Below are 19,322 nucleotides of genomic sequence, written 5' to 3'. Positions count from 1 at the left end.
GCGTATTCCGACGTTAATCGGCCACTGATTCCGAGGTAAATCGGCCACCTGTTCCGAGCCAAATCGGCCGGGTAATCCGGAGTCAATCGGCCACCCCTTCCGGTGCTGTGACGCGGGACCACCGTTCCTGCACGCTTGCCGCTTTTTTGATCAAGGCGAGCGATGCCCAAAGAAAGGTTGTCCATGCGCAAGATTCGAGAGATTCTCCGCCTCACTGCGGCCGGGCTGTCGGCGCGACAGATCGCCGCCAGTGTCGGGGTTGCGCGCAGCACCGTGGCCGATTGTTTGCGGCGGGCCGTCCAGGCCGGGGTGGTCTGGCCGTTGCCGGCCGGCCTGGACGAAGTCGAGCTGGAGGCTCGGTTGTACCCGCCGCCGTCGGTGCGCGAAGACGCCGTACCGGTGCCGGATTGGGCCAAGCTGCAGACGGAACTGCAGCGCAAGGGCGTGACGCTGTTGCTGCTGTGGCAGGAGTACAAGGCGGCGGTTCCGGCCGGCTACCAGTACAGCCGTTTCTGCGACCTGTACCGGGCCTGGAGTCAGACCCAGGACCTGGTGCTGCGGCAAACCCACGCTCCCGGTGACAAGTGCTTTGTCGACTACGCTGGCCAGACCGCCGAGGTGATTGATCCCAAGACCGGCGAAATCCGCCCGGCCCAGGTCTTCGTCGCCGTGCTGGGGCATTCCAGCTATACCTATGCCGAGGCCACCTGGACGCAAAGCGCCGCCGACTGGTGCGGCTCGCATGTGCGCGCGCTGGATTTCTTCGGCGGGGCTCCGGCGGCGTGGGTGCCGGATAACCTGAAGGCCGGAGTGGTCAAGCCCGACCGCTACGATCCCGATCTGAATCCGGCCTATCGGGATCTGGCCGAGCATTACGGCGTGACCATCCTGCCGGCGCGCGTCCGCAAACCGCGCGACAAGGCCAAGGTGGAAGTCGGCGTGCAGGTGGTCGAGCGTTGGATACTCGCGCGGCTGCGTCATCACACCTTCTTCAGCCTGGCCGCGCTCAACCAGGCCATTGCCGTCCTCGTTGCCGAGCTGAATCAAAAGTCTTTCCAGAAACGCGACGGCAGCCGTGCCTCGGTGTTTGCTGCAGCCGATGCGCCGGCCCTGCGGCCGCTGCCGCCAGATACTTACGAATACGCCGCCTGGAAGAAGGCCAAGGTACATCTGGACTATCACGTCGAGGTCGAGCGCCGCTACTACTCGGTGCCGCATGCCTTGGTGGGCAAGACCGTGACGGTGCGCCTGACGGCGCAGGCAGTGGAGATTTACCATCGCGGCCAGCGCGCGGCGGCACATCTGCGCAGCCCGCTTCCAGGTACGTTTACCACGCTGGCGGCGCACCGCCCGCAGCGCCATCAGGCGATCGTCGATCTGTCGCACGAGAAGCTGCTGCGCCAGGCCGAGGCCATCGGGCCTGCCACCGCTGGCGTGCTATACGCCCAGATCCATGCGCGCCGGCACCCGGAGCATGCGCTGCGCGCGTCGCTGGGCATCCTGCGTCTGGCGCGGGATTTCTCATCCGAGAAGCTGGAAGCGGCTTGCGCCCGGGCTTTGGCGCTCAAGAGCACCAGCTACCGCGCCATCCGCGCGCTGATCCAGGCCCCCACCGCTCAGACCGAACTCACGCTGTCCCTGCCCGAGCACGAAAACCTGCGCGGGTCGTCCTACTACCACTGAAACGGAGTCGTCCCACTTATGCTGCAACAACCTCTAATCACCCAACTCCAGGCCCTGCGCCTGCGCGGCATGGCCGCCGCGCTGGAGCACCAGCAGACACAACCCGACGTGGCCGCCTTGTCCTTCGGGGACCGGCTGGGCCTGCTGATCCAGCATGAACTCGCCGAGCGTGACTCGCAGCGCCTGCACCAGCGCCTGCGCTGGGCCAAGCTGCCCTTGGCCGCCTGCTTGGAGGACCTGGACACCAAGACCGCGCGTGGCCTGGACCGCGGGGTGCTGGCGCAAGTGACAGACCTGTCCTGGATCGCCCAGCATCTGAACGTGCTGGTCACCGGTCCTACCGGGGTGGGCAAGTCGTACCTGGCCTGCGCCATCGGCCATGCCGCTTGCCGGGCCGATCGCTCGGTGCGCTGCTATCGGCTGCCACGGCTGATCGACGATCTGGCCCGCGCCACGGCCATGAACAACCGCTCCAGCTTTTTCCGCAATCTGGCCAAGGTCGATCTGCTGGTGCTGGATGATTTCGGCCTGGCCCCGCTGGCCGAGTCCACCCGCCGCGACTTGCTGGAGATCCTCGACGACCGCTACGACAAGAAGTCCACGCTACTCACCAGTCAGCTGCCCGTGGAGCAGTGGCATGCCTATCTGGGTGATCCGACGCTGGCCGATGCCATCCTCGATCGACTCGTCCACAACGCCTACAGGCTCGCGCTCAAGGGCGATTCCATGCGCAAACGCCAAGCCAAATCCTTGACTGCGCCAGCCGCCGCCGCTGCATAATCCAACGCCCGTTTCACAGCACCGCCAGGGGTGGCCGATTGACTCCGGATTACCCGGCCGATTTGCCTCGGATTTGGTGGCCGATTTCGTCGGATTGCGCAGGTTTTCCGCAAACGGCGATCGCCAGGCTGTGGCGCGCAGGGCACCGAATACACTTTTTCCCTTGCACGGCGGGGGCTTGAGTGGTGGGGCGAATACATCGGCACCGGGGAGCGACTACAGCGCAAAGCCACGCCCCGCAAGGGTTTGCGGGGCAATCGACGATTGCATGGTGTGTCACGGCTTTTCAGCGAGCGAAGCGCGCGGAATGACTAGATCGCGGCGCGGCGGAGCCGCCTACACACTCGACGACTTCGCACGGGTCGCTGCGAGCTACAAGCTCGGCAAAGGATCGCTGTCCAAGTAGGCGATCAACTTGAGCGCCTTCTCCTTCAATTCCGGCATCAGCGGCTCGATGAAGTGCTGATAGCGGCGCTTCAGCGGCTCGTAGTGCTCCCGGCCATAAAGCCGCGCGAGAATCAGGCCGCTGAGAGCGGTGTTGTAGTCATGCGCGCCCAGCAGGCCGAGCGAGTTTTTCTGGTGCTCGTCGTGGGCGATGTACGCCTGCAGGACCTGCTTCGGGTCGGTGTGCTTTTCCAGGCACGGCAGCAGGCGATGGAGGGTCAAATCCCGCACCCGCTCCAACGCGTGCGGCAGTTCCTCCTCGGTCTCGCAGCCGATGTAGGCGTCCCGCTCGCCGGCGAAGTGGCGATAGTGGACTTGGAAAGTGCCCGTGGCTTTTCTTATGGGCTTCCCCGGCTCCATGAATGCAAACTTGATTCTGTTTGCCGAAGCGAAGCCGACCTGTCCGAATGGCTCGATACGATTCTTGCCGCCAAGCCGCCGTGTAAGCCCGCCGACATAGAGATAAACATCGCCTCTGTCGCAGAAAGACCCGCCGGTTTCATCCTTCACGAAACCGAATGGAGCGAGAGAATCCAAGATCGTTTTATCGACGAGCTTTTCCAGCTTGGAAGCGCTGACGGTGGTCATGGGCGATTAAGGATAAGGCCGCAGCAACTGGCCTTGTGGTGTGTTGACGTAGATTTGGATTTGGGGACGCACGTTGATCGTCTTTCCTATTTCAAATGTATCGCCGAAGAAAGCCGCGCCCGCTTTCGAGTTCGCGATTTGGACCGTAGCACTCCCATCCGCGATCCCCGCGAAAGCAGGCTTCTGATTGGTACTAAAAGTATCGGTCAAGTCGGCCGTGGAGAGGTCTTTCGTATAGCTCAATTTTGCGTCATTAATCTGGAAGCTGCCATCAGGCAGCCGTACCAGCGCATCGGGCTTAATGATGTTCGTACTGCCGTCAGGATATGTAACCTGCAAGCGCACCTGCTCCCCGACGTTTTCCGTCCCGAACTGATCTCGCAAATAGTTCGAAACAATTGCTTCTTGCTCGGCAGGAGTCGCCGCGACTTGCCCGGCAATAGCCAACCTACTCCCAGCAGCGGCTCCTTCCACACCTTCCGTCAATAACCGATCCGCCGCTGACCGGACCGCTCCCACACCACCGACTACACCGGCAATCTCTGCACCTGCCTGCACCGCCGAGAACAGCACCGTCGTCGCAGCATCACCGATCAGCGACTCGGAAGCATTGTGCAATGGGTTGAGCACATTCTTGTCGAGGAACTGCCCCATCGGCTGCAAGGCAGACTCAATCGACTGCGCCCCCGACGACTGGGGCGTATAGCCCAGCGTGTCCTTGAAGCCTTGCTGCACAGCGACTGCCGCATCTGCGCCATCGAACAACGCGAACGGAATCGACGCCACACCGCCGGCGATCCGCACCGCCTCGTTGTAAACCCCGCTCGCCAGCAGTTCGGCACCGCCCACGACGTACTTCCCAACCGTGGCAATGTCCGATCCAACGGTTTTCACATCTGACCAAAGCTCACCCAACAAACTCGGCTCTTCGGGCGCCTGCCTCTGCCCGGTGACCGTGACCCCCGGCAAGGTGACGGATTCCGTGGTCGGCCCAGCTTGCGTGGCGTTGAGTGCCGCCACGTCCTGATTCGCGGTGGTGGTCGCCGGCGCGGCGCCACCGCCGGGGCTGGCATCTACCGATCCGCTGTCGGTGTAGTACGCATCCGAGTAGAGCTGTCCGGAATCGGCCACCAGGTTGCGCGGCACGCTGGCGCCGCCGTAGGACACCGGAATTGGTTGTTGCGGCTGCTGCGCCTGGGCCTGGGTCTGCCCCGGAGTCTGCTCAATCGCGCCGACTATGCTTGATCCCAAAGCGTTGCCAAAGCTATCGGCCGCAACACTCGCCAGATCGATCTTGCCATGTCCACCGAGGGCTATGCCGATCTCGGTTCCGCCAATACTTGAGACTATTCCATCAGCCGTTTTCCCAAGAAGCTCGCCAATGCCGATCTGGCCAGGCGCAGCATTGTTGAATTTGTTGGCCGGATCGTATTTGCTACCCATCGCCCCTAAAGCGCCGGAGACAAGGGCGCCAGCAGCAACCTGGGACCAAGAGAACGAATGCTGCAGGCCGGTGGCGACGCCAACGCCTTGGGTTAGGGCACTGTCGAGCGCACCCGAGGCGAAGCCTGCTTCGGCTGCCTGCCAGCCCCCCGCTCCAGAGCGAAGCGCTCCGAGGCCCGATTGCAGTGAACTGCCAAGATCCCCAGCCGCAATTGCGCTGCCCACTCCGGCGCTAGCGGCGGAGCCGATCGCTCCAATGGCCACTTGCTTCCACGAGATGCCATGCGAGACGCCCAAGGCGTCACCAGCAAGCTGACTGGCCATACTGCCAACGGCCCCGCCGATAGCTGCTGCGCCGATGGCGGCCCCGGTGAAGCCCGCAGCTCCAGTCAATACGGCAGTGCCGGCGGCAAAGGTTCCCATGTCGGCCGCCACAGCGCCGAAGGCGACCGCGGCAGCGCCTGCTGTGATGATCGTTGCAACCACCGCCACCACCGCGACAATGACCATCACAATCGGATTACAGCTATGCGCTGGCGGAGGCGGCGGCACATATTTCGGCAACGGCGTGGTATCGCCGATAACCTGTGAAGAATTATAGGGACGGAAAGTGGTGGAGTTGTTGTGGAGGTTGCCGATCTGGTTGGGGATGATCAGCGACAGACCCGGTTGGAGGGTTTGTCCGCTGGCGACCCCGTTGGCGTCGGCAATCAGGTACCACAGGCTGGAATCGCCGTAATAGTTGAGGGCGATGCCCTGCAGGGTGTCGCCGGGCTGGACGACGTAGCCGCCGGGGTTGGTCGGCGGATAGGCTTCCGATACCGGCTGATAGGTGAGATCCAGGGTGCTGGCTTCCATGCCGCCCAGGTGGCCTATTTCGGCGCCGTTGACGAAGTAGAAGTTCTCCGTCGAGGAGTAGGCGCCCTGGTTTTGCACCTGCTGCAGGATGTGGCCCTGGGTATCGTTGACCAGGTCCTGCTCGGTGACGGTGGCGTTGGGATTGGTGATCTTGACGGCGTTGCCCTGAGCGTCGTAGGTCCAGGTGGTGGTGCCGGGAACGTAGTTGCTCTGGGTGGTGCTGCCCTGTTCGCGGTAGGTCTTTTCGGTGTCACCGAGCTTGAGGAAGTCGAACAGATAGGTATTGGTATAGGTAAGCGTGTTATTGGTGGTGGTGCCGGCGTAGACGCCGGCAGTGTACTTGCTGGCATTGCCCATGCCGTCGTAGTAACCCGCATCCGCCGCCAGGGTGGCGCCGCTCTCGCTGACCGAGCCGGCGGTGTAGCTCACCTGGGACGTCATGGCGCCGTTCGCCCCGCTGCTAGTCTGGGCGATCAGCATCCCGTTGGCGTTGTACGTCATGGTCCGGCTGTCGGTCAGCGTGGTGGAGCCGTAGACGCCGTAGTCCTGGTAGGAGACCATGCGGCCGGCTTGGTCGTACACGCGAATGCTGCTGGGCACGGCATCGGTACTGATACCGTCGTTGGCGATCTTGGTTTGAACCAACTGCCCATCCGGGTCGTAGGTATAGAGTTGCAGGGTACTGCCGGCTGTGGCCTGAAGGCGGTGACCGCTCATGTCATAGCCAATCTGGGTGCCGCCGGACACGGCGCTGCCGGACAGCGTGCCTGCGCTCAGGGTGATGCGGTTCTCGGCGTCGTACTGGTACCAGGCGTTGCCGACGTGTATGCGGTTGCCATTGGCGTCATAGCCGTAGTACTGGCTGTAGTCGTCATCGAATAGGGCGCTGGTGCGGCCGAGGGCATCGTAGTGGATTTGGGTGTCGATGAAGTTGGTGTGGGTGACTGTGTCGGTGGTCCGCTCCAGCGTGTGATTGCCGTCGACGTCATATTGGTAGGAGGTCAGCTGCTGATCCCGACCGGCCTCGTTGTCCGCCACGCTGGCCAGCCAGCCGTTGGAGTAGTAGGCATAGGTCAGGTTCTCGCCTACTGTGGTGACGTTGGTGGAACTGCCGGCGTAGCTCTCGGTCTGGGTGGTAGCGGTGTTGGTCTGCCTGATTAGCTGACCCAATCCGTTATAGGTATTGCTGTAGACGGATCCGCCGAGGTCGGTATGGGCGGTTTGGCGACCGAAGTAATCGTAGCCCCAGGTCTCGGACTTGAAGGCGCCGCCGATGTAGTTCTGCAGCTGCGTCTTGCGGCCGAACGCGTCGTACCAGTACTGAGTGTTGTAGTTCGCGTCCGCGGCAACGGTGCCGCTGTAGAGCGTCAGCGGCGACAGTTCCTCCACCAACTCGTTATTGCTGTCGTAGAGGTAGCGGGTCTTGTCGCCGGCCCCATCGGTGGAAGAGGTGCGGTTGCCGGCTTCGTCATAGGTATAGGTCTCGATGCGGTCGCCCGCGGCAAACCCGCCTTGATCCTGCTTGAGTAGCTGGTTGAGCTGGTCATAGCTGAAATTGGTGAGGCTGCCGGTTCCGTCGCGGGTCTGGGTTTGCCGGCCGAGCACGTCGTAACCCCAGCTCCAGGTGCCGCCATCCGGACGCAACTCCTCGACCAGGTTACCGGCCGAGTCGTAATAGTCGCGGGTGAGATTACCGTCGGCGTCTCTGGCTGCGATCTTCCGGCCCAAGTTGTCGTAATAGGACCAGGTCCGCGGGTTGCCCTGGGCCTGGGCGCCGGTGCTGGAGTTCCACTCGGTGACGGTGGGCTGCACCGCTTCGATCAGATGGTTCTGGTCGTCGTAGTAGTTGTGCGTGACCCAGGCGCTGTTGCGTGCGTCGGTGATGGAGTTGACATTACCCCAGCGATCCACGGTCTGGTTGTGGATACCTTGCAACTGCACCGCGGCGGGCGCGGCGAAAGCGGTGATCTGGCCGCCGCTCACCGTGAAAGTGCCCGAGAATGTCAGGGTTTCGGGAGTGAAGCCGGAAGCCGAACTCTGGGTGTTGAAATAGTACTGATAAGTTCCATTCGCCAGCGAACCGATCGCCAGGGGGACGGCGACATCGCTGCCGCCGTTGGCGAAGTTGATCGCGGTATAGCCACCGCTGGTACCCGCGCGGTAGTAAAAAGTCCCCGACTGGACGTTGTACGACGACGGAAAAATCAGCCCGAGCTGTCTCGAAGTGGAAGCGGAATTACGCACCAGCTGCCAGCTTCCCCCGACTTGCGCCGTGACGATGACGGAGACCAGGGTGGTGGGAACGCTATTGTTTGCGTTAGTACTGCTGAAGGCATCGTCGTCAAAAGTCAGCGTGCCCCCGGCAACATACTGGCTGGCTGTAATACCGGTCCAGGTATAGGAGCTGGTGCCGCCGCCCGCCGTGCCGTAGACGGCCGTTACCGATATAGGTGCGCTGCCCAGGGAGGCAAGGGTCGGCCAGTTGAATGTGAAAGTGCCATGTACCGTATAGTCGTAGACGTTGGCGTCGCCGTCTTTACGCTTGGTAACGTTGCCGGTGCAGCTGCCACTGGCGGTGTCGGACTGCGAAACGGACACAACACCTGATGTGTCGCTGGGACTGGCTGCGCTTTGGGTGAAAGACTGGTCGCGCTGCTGGATGGCGCGACCGAGACGGTCATATGCGATGTCGGTTTCGATGCCGCCAGTGACGCCCGTGACGGCGGACGGTGCCGACAGGCGCGCCGGGGTGGGGGCGACATTGGTCGCGTTACCGGTCCCAGGCACCAATACCTTGGCAGTGGAATCGCCTTGCAGGTCATAGCGGTAGACCGTATCCACTCCGCCCTCGTCGGTCTGCCAGAGGCGGCCGGCGGCGTCGTAATCGTAGAACTCCGAGCCGAGATAGGTGCTCGCCGCGCCGTTGACGGAGGTGGATCGCGACTTCAGGATCTGCTCGCCGTAGGCGTCATAGGTCACGGCGCTGGCAATGGCCGTATAGCTGGTGCTGCGCGGATCGCGCAGGATGTCCGATTCGTAGGTCTGCTGCCCGGCCAGGTCGTAACCGTACAGCTGCACTTTGGCGAGGCTGGCGCCAGTTGCGGTGGTGAGCGTCGTCCACACACGCTGCACGTTGCCGAGCGCGTCGTAGGAGCGATCTTCCACTGTGTTGTGGTTGCCCTGCCCTTCGACCGGGCTGGCATTGCCCTGGTTGTTGATCTCGACCGTCTCGATGACGCGCCCCAGGGCATCGTAGCGCGAGTAGGTGTACTGGTCGTTGGCGGCGTCCTGCCCGGCCGGGGCGGCGCCGTTCGCAGGCATGGCCACGTTAGGCGAAGCGTACTTGATCTGGGCGATCTGGTTGCCGAGCAGGTCGTACTCGTAGGCAGTCAGCGGAGTCACCGTCTGCGGCATGCTATCGGCGCGGATCCAGGGAGAGGCCCCCGACGGCCGGTTGACGGAGAAAGTCCCGGCGAAAGTGCCGGAGACGGTTCCGCCGACAGAGCGCAGATCGACCAGTGCGCCGGAGCTGTTTTTTGCGGTGAGGGTATAGGCATAGCTGCCGGCGGCGAGGCTGGCGTACGGCGCAACCCACATGTTGCCGATCTTGCTCAGAGTCAAAGTGGTGGCGCCACCGCCGCTGAGGGTGGCGACCATCGACACGCTGGCCACGCTGGCGGGCAGTTGCCCGATCTCGATCCGCGGCTGGATGCCCCCCGAGGCGGCCGTGTCGAACACATCCACCCAGCTGCCGTTGACCTGCTTCTGCACCTGTACCGAATCGATGTGCATGTTGCTCAACGGGGTAACACTCACACCGGCCCCGGTATAGCTGGCGGCCGCGGCAAGGTTCAACGTGGCGGTAAAGGTGCCGTGATTCTGATGCGGGATCTTTTGGTAGATCGCGGGCTCGTTGTCGGCGGGAATCGCCGGCTCAAGCAGCACGTAGGTATACGTGGTGTAATCGCCTTCATAGGTAACGTTGATGCTGACGTCGCCCGTGCCCCAGGACTGCAGGGAATCCCATTGCAGGACTACCTCGTTCGCCGCGGACAGCGTGCTATAGCTGGCATTGAGCGAGCGCACGCTGATATTGGAGCCGTTGGCGCCGGTGACCCGGGCGGGCTGCTGCACGCCGACGATCTGACCTAGCGCGTTGTAATAGGTAACGGTGGTATCGCCCTGCGCGTCGGTCTGGGAGACCACGTTGCCGACGCCGTCGTAGGCGGTGAAGGAGGTCTGGCCGCCCACCGCCTGCGTCAGGTTGCTGCCGGCGTCCAGAGCTGAAGTCAGCACGCCAACACGGGTCTGGCTGATCTGGCGGTTGAGCTGGTCGTAACCGTATTGCACCACCCGATCGTAGCCTGCAGCGTCGGGATTCGCGGCGCTGGCGGCGGTGGCGGCAGGCGGCGTGAAGCTGGCGAAGTTGGGCAAGCTGGCCGGAATGGCGGCGAGCGGCTTCGCATACTGCATGCTCTGCACCAGGTTGCCGAACGCGTCGTAGGCCTGGCGCGTGTAGTAGCCGAGGCCGTCGACGACGTCGGTCTGCCGTCCGGCCTTGTCGTAACCGGAGTAGGTGCTTACCCACTCGTTGGCCTGCGGGTTGCGCAGCACGCTTTGGGTGGTGAGATCGCCGAAGGCATCGTAGGCGTAGGTGGTGGTGGGGCTGGCGGTACCGCTATAGGTGGTACCCACCACACCGCCGGCATTGACGGTGGGCAGGTAGAAAGCCACTGCCGGCTGCACCACCCGGATCTTGCGGTTCAGGGCGTCATAGGTGGTGGTGACGGTACGCTGGTCGGTCGAGTCAAGGTGGCCGATCATCAGATTGGCCTTGGCTTGCGCCGCCTCCGCGGCGCTGCTGAGCGCTGCGCCATTGGACAGGTTGCCGAGCGCGGAGGTCAGCGTGTTTTCGTAGTCCTGCAAGCCGTTGATCTCGGAATCGTACGGATCGAGGTTGTCGGCGTAGCGGCTCACGGTGAGCTGGTTGCCGAATGCGTCGTAGGTATACCCGGTGGCGTAGTGATCGGCGTCCATTTCGTAAACGAGGCGGCCGATCTGATCGTAGATCTTGTAGGTGTAGGTACCCCGGGCGTTGCGACCGACGATGGCATTGCCCAGCGCGTCGTAGAGAGTGCTGGTTGTCGGCGCAATCGTCGTCTCGACGCGGCTGGCGCCGTAGTTGTCGCCCACTGAGGTGTAAATACCAACCGTCGGCTGAATGGTCTGGATCTGCCGCCCCAGAGCGTCGTAATTGTAAGTCGTGGTGCGCAAGTTGGTGAAGCCGTAGCTGCCGGGGCTACCAGTGGCGTAGCCGTCTGATTTAGTCTTGACGTTGCCCAGGTTATCGTAGGTGATCTTCTGCGCCGCGAGCTGTGTAGCGGCGTTCGGGGCGACACTCGCCGTGCCGCTGGTAGTAATGTTATAGGTGGTCGTTGCCGGATCGACCTGCAGGACCATGCGCCCGGCACCGTCGTATTGATAGTTCCAGGTATAACCGTTCTGATTGGTATAACTCTGCTTGTTGCCGAGGCTGTCGTAGGTGTAGCTCTGCACATAGCCCGCCGCGTCCTGGGTGCTGATCAGGCGGCCGGCGGCGTCGTAGGTGCTGCTCGTGACCTGGTCGGCGGAACCGTCATTGGGCAGGGCAGCGCTTTCGGTGAGATTGTCCAGCACTGCGCTTTCACCACTGCCGGCACCGGCCTGGATGTAGCTGCGGGCATTGGTCCATGTGGTAGCGAAGGTCTTGCTGTATCCACTGCTGCGCAGGCTGCCCTTGGGGTAAACATAAAGGGTGCTGCCGGTCGAGGTCACCTGTACTTCGACGACATAGGTGACACCGGCCGAATAGCTGCCGAGCGTGACGGCGGCTACGGTGCCATTGTTGTTGGTATAGGACTGAATCTGGCCGTTGGTGAATCTGACCAGCTGTTGCAAGGTGGTGCCGCTGCCGTTGACGGCGCCGAAATAGTAGAGGCCGGTGGTGGAGAGCGGTGTGAACTCGGCGCGGTAGACCTGAGGAGAATTGGCCCCTATGGTGCTGATCCGCGCGCCCAGGGCGACGGATGCGGTGGCGGTATCGGTCAGATGCAGCTGACCGTTGGAAGCGACCAGGCCGGTGCCGCCACTCAGGGCGTAGCCCCCCAGTCCTTTGCCGAAATCGTCGGCGAAGCCGGCGCCATTGAGGGCGGCCAGGATATCGCTCGGCTTTGGACTTGCGGATAGGGTCGCGGTATTGATGGCCTGGGCATGATGTATGGTGGCGCTAACGCGGCCATCGGCATCGTATTGGGTTTCCGTAACCGAGCCGAGGGCATCGACCTGGAAACGCACGCGGCCCGCATTGTCGTACACGGTCCAACTGGAGCGAGGAGCGGGAGCGCCCGAATCGCCGGTGCCGCTGGACCAGATGATAGAAGAGCCATCGGCAGCGTAGATCACCAGGTTTCCGTCGCTACGAAGGAACAGGCTGCCGCCGGCCTGAAAAGTGGCGGTATTCCAAACAGCCTGCCCCTGCTGGTTGTAAATGACGAAGTTGCCGTCGCTCTGATAAGTCGCGTACCCAGCCGAAGTTCCCGCAGTATTCGAAGACCACAGTGCACGGCCATCGTGGGCATAGAGGACGAGGTTTCCGTCCGTCTGATAGGCCAGGTGATAGCTTCCCCCGGCGTCGGAATAAATGGACTGCCCGGGCGTCAGCCTCTGATCCGGCTGCATTCCGGTGCTTTGTCCCACGAGGTTTCCGGCGTAAGCGGACCAAGTGGCGGTCCCGTCGGCTGCATAGGTGACAACGTCGCCGTCGTCCTGAATCACCAGCTTGCCACCAGAGCCGTTCACTCCGCTGGCCCACACGGATTGCACCTGCTGGTTGTAGATCACCAGGTTGCCATCGCCCTGATAACGCACCTGGCCTGGCGAGGTCCCGCTCGTGTTGGAGGCCCACAGGACCTGGTTCGCCTTGTTGAAAAGAACTAGGTTTCCATCGGTCTGATAGGTGAGCCGATACGCCCCTCCGTTTGAATAGAGCGATTGCCCCGGCAGCAGGCTCTGGTCGGCGGGCAGGCTGTTGCCGGTTCCCACGGCGGCAAGGATGCCAGCCGCAGTCATTGGAGTTCCCGAGGCCAGCGGTGTCGCATATTTGATGGTCTGCGTCACCTGCCCATCGGCGTCGTACTTGTAGCCGGTGACATCACCCAACGCGTCGACTGCATAGGTCAAACGCCCGGCAGTGTCGTAGATGCTGCGCGCGGTCTGATCTGCAGCGGACGTTTGCGGTGCGGGATTGCCGCTGGCATCGGCCTGGTAGACGACGAAATTGTCGAAGCGGAAGGTGTTGGCCGCGGTGCCGCTTCCTTCGAACGGCAGGATGTACAGCGCAGGATTGACGAAGTGCAGCCCGCTGCCGGCCGGAGAGGTGTAGGTGTATCCAGAGCTGCGCGGCTGTCCCTTGACGTAGACATACAAGGTGGCGCTGGTGGCCGTCGCCACTACATCGACGACATAGGTCGTATTGTTCTGGAAAGCTCCCAGCTTGAACCAACCGTTGAGCGAGCTGCTCTGGCCAGTGGAAAAATCGGCATAGACAAAGCCGTCGGAACTGAACGCCGCGCTCAGCGTGGCATCCGAGCCGGCTTGGTGTTCGCGCGGACCCACGCTGATGCTGCTGCTGGTGCCGCTGGCGCCCGTGCTGATCTCCATCCGGTAGCCGAGCGGCCTGGACTGCGTCGGCGCATAGCCCTGGCTGTAGATGTAGGGCGTCTGCTGGGTCGTGCCGGCGGGGTCCACCGTCACCAAGAACTGGCCGTTGGCGTACTGGTAGTACGGATTGTCCGTATCCGGTACGTTGAAGCCGTTGATGTTGCTGCTCAGGTCGTTGCTCCACACGGTGGCCAAGACCATCAGCACATCGCTGTTGCTGCTTGCGCCCAAAAGGGCCGCGGTGTTGACTGGAACCGCGTAGCGGGTGGTCTGTGTTACGTGGCCCACGGCGTCATAGCCGTAACCGGTTACATCACCGACTCCATCGATGCTGAAAGCGAGCCGACCGGCGCTGTCGTAACTGTTCCAGCTGACGCGATCGACAGCGGGATTCGGGCTGGCCGGCAGCAAGGCCTGGATGCTGGCGATCGTCGGGGGATCGGCGATGCTGGTCGTATTGATCCCGGTAGCATACCGAGCGGTGCGGGTTACGCGTCCCTCGCCGTCGTAGCTGGTCTGGGTGACTTCACCCAGGGGATCGACGGCGTAAACTTGGTGGTTGTCGGCGTCATAGGCGTAGCGCCAGATATTGCCGTTGGCGTCGACCTTCTTGACCAGATTGCCGTCCTTGTCGTAGGCATAGCTGGTGGTGAGATTGAGCTTACCGCTGCCCGGGTCAACCACCTGGCTGGTCTGGCGCCCGAGCTTGTCATAGGTGTACTGGGTGGTGCGGCTGCTCGCCAGGGTGGTAAAGGTCCAGGCCCCGCTGCTGCCGGCGGCCTGGCGGCCTTCGATGACGCTCAAGGTATCCCCCAGGGCGTCATAGGTGTAGGTGGTGGCCAGTTTGAGGCCAGCAGTGTCGAGAATGACGGCGGTGCTGCGGCTGTCGTTGTCGAATACGGTTTCGGTGGTGACACCAGCGGAATCGGTGACTTGAAAGGCCTGGCCGAAAGCATTGTAGGCGTAGCGGGTCCAGAGATTGAGGCCGCTCGGATCGAGGGTCTTGGTCAGGAGCCGGTTGGCGGCGTCGTAGGTGTAAGCCGTGACGATGCCGTTGGCATCGGTGCTGGTGACGAGCAGATCGGCATCGTCGTAGCCGCTGCTGCTCAGGTTGTTGTCGCCATCCTTGGTGGACAGCAGGTTGCCGTCGGCGTCGTAAGCGTAGGTGGCGCTGAAAGCGACGACACCAGCCTTGGCGATGCTCACCTGGATGGTCTGGCCTTGCCGGTTGTGAACGGTTGTAGTGACGTCCCCGTCGGCGTCGGTGATGGTCTGGGTCTGCGTGCCGTCGGTGTAAGCGTAACCGGTGACGGCGCCGCTGCGGTCCTTCAACGTCAGCACACGACCGAAGGCGTCATAGGTCGTGGTCGTGCCCTGACCGAGGCCGTCAGTGACGACAACGGTGCGGCCCAGGCGGTCGTACTGCATTTTGGTCAGGGTGCCGCTGGCATCCTGCACCTGGATCAACCGCCCGAAGGCGTCGTAGCTGTTGCTGGTCAGAAGGGCGAGGCCGCCGCTGTCCGTTGTCCGCTGGGTCAGCAGGCCTCGGGCATTGTAGATGTAACCATCGCTGCGGGTCAGGCCGGAAGCGTGGGAAGCCCCGACATCGCTTACCCTGGTCTGCAACTCGCCAAAGTGATCATAGCTCTCGGTGGTGACGAATCCCTGGCCGTCGGTGGTCTGGGTCACCAGGCCGCGGTTGTCGCCGTAAACCGAACTGGCAATGCGATTGAGGGCATTGGTCTGAAAGCCGGCGGCGGCGATCGCCGCGCTGAAGACGCTGTCGCCCGCAAGCAGGCCACCCGTGAGGCCGGTGAGGCTGATGCGGCTTGCATACTGGGTGGATTTGACCACGTCGCCGAAGGCGTCGTACTGGGCCCCGGATACTTCACCGGCACCGTCGACGGTATAGACTAGGCGGCCATCGCCATCGTAGTAGTAGTACGTGGTGTGGCCGTCCGGATCGATGCTGCGGATCTTGCGACCGGCGGTATCGTAAACCTCCTGTGTGCCGTAGCTGGCCGCCACGGCAGGCTTGTTGGCTGTAGTGGCAGCCTGGTAAGCGGCGCTGCCGACGCCCAGCAGGACGGTGGTAACGCGTCCCAGCGGATCGTAGAGATAAGTGGTGGTGCGTGCGTCGCCGCGGCCGAGCTGGTCGTTCTGCGCCGTGGGGCTGGAAGGCGTTCCGGTTGCGGCGCTGGTGACGGAGGTCAGGAAACCGCTGACTGGATCGTAGTTGTACAGGGTGCTGGTGCCTTGGACGTCGACCTGCTGAGTTAGGCGACCAAGGGCATCGTAGACCCAGCTCTGCGTTTGGTCGGACGCGCTGGTGGTCGGCGCAGGCGCTGACCCGGTGCCGGCGTAGCTGACCGGGGTGGCGTAGCGGATCTGCTGCTTGAGATTGCCGGCGGTGTCGTAGACATTGGCAGTGAGGTAGCCGCCGGCGTCGATGGTGGCGGAAACACGGCCTTCGCCGTCGTAGAAGGTATAGCTCGACTGGTCGTTGGCGGTGTCGGACGCCGGGATCAATGCCGATAGCGCGCCGCTGGCGCGCTGGCTGGAATTGGTAACCGTGGCGTAGGTGGTGGTTTTCTTCACCTCGCCCGCGGCATCGTAGAAAACCTGCGTCAGGTAACCGTCGGGATCGAGCGTGCCGAGCAGCTTGCCGTCGCCGTCATAGAAATAGCGGGTGGCCCGGTCGGCTGCGTTGGCGGTAATGGCGACGTCGGCTGCGTTGCCGGTGGTGGGGATGGTGGACAGGGCGGTGAAATATTCGGTCTTGCCCAGCATCCGGCCAGCGGCGTTGTAGCTGTAACCGGTGACGTAGCCAAGGGCGTCGACGGCGTAGATCAGCCGTCCCGCCGTATCGTAGAAGTTGTAACTGCTGCGGTTCTGGGCCGTTCCGATAGTGGGACGCAAAGCGCTCAACGCCTTGGAATTGCCATTGGCGTCGAGGGGCGCCACCGTCACGGCGGCAGCGTAGCGGATGACGGAGATGATCTGGTTGTCGTTGTTGTAGACCGTCTCGGTCAGTTCGTTCTGCGGGCTGACCATGCCCACCTGGCGACCGCGGGCGTCGTAGAGATAGTAGGTTTTCTGACCGGTGGCATCGGTCTGCTGCACCAGTCTGCCATCGTAGTCATAGGCGTAGGTAGTACCGGGACCGTCCAGTGCCGTGCCGGTGGAAGTCTGGTGCGACACTGCCGTAACCCAGCCATCGCTGTTCTCGGCAGTGACGGTCTTGACGCCTGTGGGTGCCGTTACCGCAAGAGTGATGCCGAAGCCGGTACCCGTGGTGCTGGGCGTGCCGCTGCCGTATACGGTGGTGGTGCTCTGGCCGAGGCCGTTCTGCACCGACAGTGTGCGGGAGAGACCGTCGTAGGCGTAGCTGGTGACCAGTGCAGTTGCGTTGTTGTAGTAGGTTGGGTAGGGGTTGGTGGCCGATTGCACGGCTGCCGCGGCCCGCGGGTCGATCTGCATCAGCAGGCGACCGTAGAGGTCGTAGACGTAATGGCGCAAGCTCTGTGTGCCGTCGAGCTTGCCGGTGCCGTCACTATTGATGCCGGCATAGGTGGTGACCGTCTTGACTTGGCCGGTCAGGTCATAGGTGGTGTCGCTGCGCTGGATTTGGGCCTGGTTGACCGCAACTCCGCCATTGCCGTTGGTACCGCCGAGCCAATGCGTCAGGTCGGTGACAGTAAGCACAGCTCCCGGGCTGGTATCGGGGCCGCTGTAGACGCCCGTGGCGCTGCCGTCGAATACCGCGCCGCTGTAAACGACGGTGGTGACGAGCTCACCGTTGACGGCGTAGCGGTACTCGGTCACCCGCCCCTGCGGGGTGACCACGAAGCGCAGGTTGCCGTTGGCGTCATAGGCATAATGAGTGGTAAGCGGCGTCGCCAGTGCAGGGCCCGAAACCGACTCCAGCAGGAGGTGGTTATTGGCATCATAGGTGCGTGTCACCTTGTCGCCTAGGGCATCCTGTGCACTGATCTGGTTGCCGTGCGCGTCATAGCCGTAGGTGGTGACGCGGCCTTGAGCGTCGGTCACCTGGATGACATTGTTGCTGGCGTCGTACTGGTAGCCGACGCCGTTGCTGCTGCCGTTGACGGCCGGCAGGATCACCTGGGTCAGACGCTTGGCCGCGTCGTAGACATAGGTGGTGGCATTTCCCAGCGGATCGGTGACGGTGGTCTGCCCGCCAGTGGCGTAGTTGAAGCCGGTGACCCGCCCGAGGCCGTCGGTGAGGGTACTGACGCGCCCAGAGCTGTCGTAGACGACGGACAGGACACTGCCGTCGGATTGCGCGATGCGGGTGATAAGGTTGCTGGTGGTGCTCTGGTAGGTGTAATTGGTGGTGAAGACGTTGCCGTCGAACGTGGTGCTGCTATTGCCGCCGGTCAGCTCGATGCTCACCGAAGTCAAGCGGTTCTGCGCATCGTAGCCATACTTGACCCGAATCAGGGTTTGGGTGCTGCTGGCGCTGGTAGCTCCCGCCGTTAGCCCTACCACCCGGATATCCGTGAGTCGGTTGCTCGCGTCGTAGTCCAGATAGGCAATCTGTCCCGACGCGTCCTTGATCTGGGTGATCAGATTACCGGTGAAGGTATAGGCAAGGGTATTGCCGTTGGCATCCGTGGTAGACAGCAGTTTGCCGGCCGCATCGTAAAGCTCGGTGCTGCCGGTGCTGCCGTCGTGATAGGTCCACTGCCCGCTGGTCGTGGAATAGGTGATATAGGCGCTGGCGCCCGAGCCATCAGCGGCATACCAGGCGCTGGCGCCGCTGTTGTATGCGAAGGTGTCGAGGTGCCCGTCGGCACCGGTGCGGGTAATGTTGGCATAGCTGGACGTGCCCACCACCACGCTCACGCCACTCAGGGCGCGATACGCCGACAGGCGCCAGCTATCCACGGAATCCAGGCCGTTGGCTCCCGCAAGGCCCTGACTGTTATAGGTACGGAACAGGCTGTCGTCCAGGCCCAAGGCTGAGATGAACTCGTCCTGGCTCTGCAGCACCATGTTGCCGGTCGCGGCGTTGACATACGCGCCGTCGCGCCCCGGGCCTCCCACCTGTGGGGTTCCCGATCCGCCATAGCCGTTGTATTGCGTCAGTGAACTGCCGAACAACCCCAGTCCATTCCCCACGAATATGGATGACATGCGTTTGCCTTAGGTTTCCCAGCCTTGGACTTTTTCCGGATTTCCCGGGCGCACCGACATACCCCAAGCGCCCCTATATCCTTAAATCCGCAGATTGGAAAAAAAAGTTTAGGCATGATGAGACACCCACAGGGATCGGGAAGCGATTGCACCGAGTGTGCGGATTCCAGCCCCTTCCTGGCTGCACAGGCCCGTGTTGAACCCCCGGCAACACCCCCCGAAGTCGCCGGGCCGGTCTGCCGCAAGGAACTGTTGCCTTACTGCGGCCGTACCGCCTGTTCGAAATATCCGCCGGGCTTTTGTTTCCGGATCAAAAGGTTACGGATCTCCCACTCCGCCTTCGCATCAAGCGGCCTGAGATAACGCACCTCTCCGCCGGTCTGCACCGCCACCGGCACCCCATTCTCGAACAACACCCGGTTGCCGGGGAGCCGCGGGACCTTATCGCCTGGCGTCAGGATGCCCACAAGGTTCAAAGGATCGGCCGCGGAGATCGAAACATGCTCGTCGGCCGCCTCGCTGTTCGCCACCTTGCGCAACAACGCAGCCGCATCATTGAGCGCGAACTGCTCGCCGGAGAAACCACTGACGAACCGACCCCCGCTGATCTCGCCGCGCGCCTCCATGCGGCGATAGACGTAGAACAGTTCGCGCCACGGCGGCAGCCC

Annotated in this window: 6 protein-coding genes; 2 read left to right on the top strand and 4 right to left on the bottom strand. The window is 62.8% G+C overall.

Features of this window, described 5'->3' with window-relative positions:
- Window positions 1-185: hypothetical protein (locus tag BP26_RS30420; protein ID WP_211255009.1), on the bottom strand; the 185-nt coding region annotated here is incomplete at its 3' end.
- Between BP26_RS30420 and istA the strand changes: the two genes are divergently transcribed.
- The gene (istA, locus tag BP26_RS0121540; protein ID WP_029922609.1) at window positions 184-1,683 is read left to right on the top strand and encodes an IS21 family transposase; all 1,500 of its coding nucleotides are present in this window, start codon (window positions 184-186) and stop codon (window positions 1,681-1,683) included. The two genes, BP26_RS30420 and istA, sit on opposite strands and share 2 nt — an antisense overlap.
- Window positions 1,684-1,701: 18 nt before the next feature.
- Window positions 1,702-2,463 (top strand): IS21-like element helper ATPase IstB, encoded by a 762-nt coding sequence (gene istB / locus BP26_RS0121535; protein ID WP_029922608.1) that lies wholly within the window; start codon window positions 1,702-1,704, stop codon window positions 2,461-2,463.
- A 372-nt stretch (window positions 2,464-2,835) separates the two neighbouring features.
- On the opposite strand, the gene BP26_RS0121530 is transcribed toward istB, so the two are convergent.
- The 3 genes from BP26_RS0121530 to BP26_RS30185 all read right to left on the bottom strand — a co-directional run.
- The gene (locus BP26_RS0121530) at window positions 2,836-3,495 is read right to left on the bottom strand and encodes a hypothetical protein (RefSeq protein WP_029922628.1); all 660 of its coding nucleotides are present in this window, start codon (window positions 3,493-3,495) and stop codon (window positions 2,836-2,838) included.
- Window positions 3,496-3,501: 6 nt separating this feature from the next.
- Window positions 3,502-18,654, bottom strand: coding sequence for a LysM peptidoglycan-binding domain-containing protein (locus BP26_RS26975; protein ID WP_084183317.1), 15,153 nt, complete (start codon window positions 18,652-18,654; stop codon window positions 3,502-3,504).
- Window positions 18,655-18,911: 257 nt separating this feature from the next.
- Window positions 18,912-19,322, bottom strand: a 411-nt coding sequence (locus BP26_RS30185; RefSeq protein WP_036517609.1) for an Lhr family helicase, incomplete at its 5' end; no start/stop codon positions are given.

This window comes from Nevskia soli DSM 19509 (genome assembly GCF_000711955.1).
Taxonomy (GTDB): Bacteria; Pseudomonadota; Gammaproteobacteria; order Nevskiales; family Nevskiaceae; genus Nevskia; species Nevskia soli.
The sequence above is the reverse complement of the archived record's forward strand: the minus strand, read 5'-3'. Positions and strand labels throughout refer to the sequence as shown.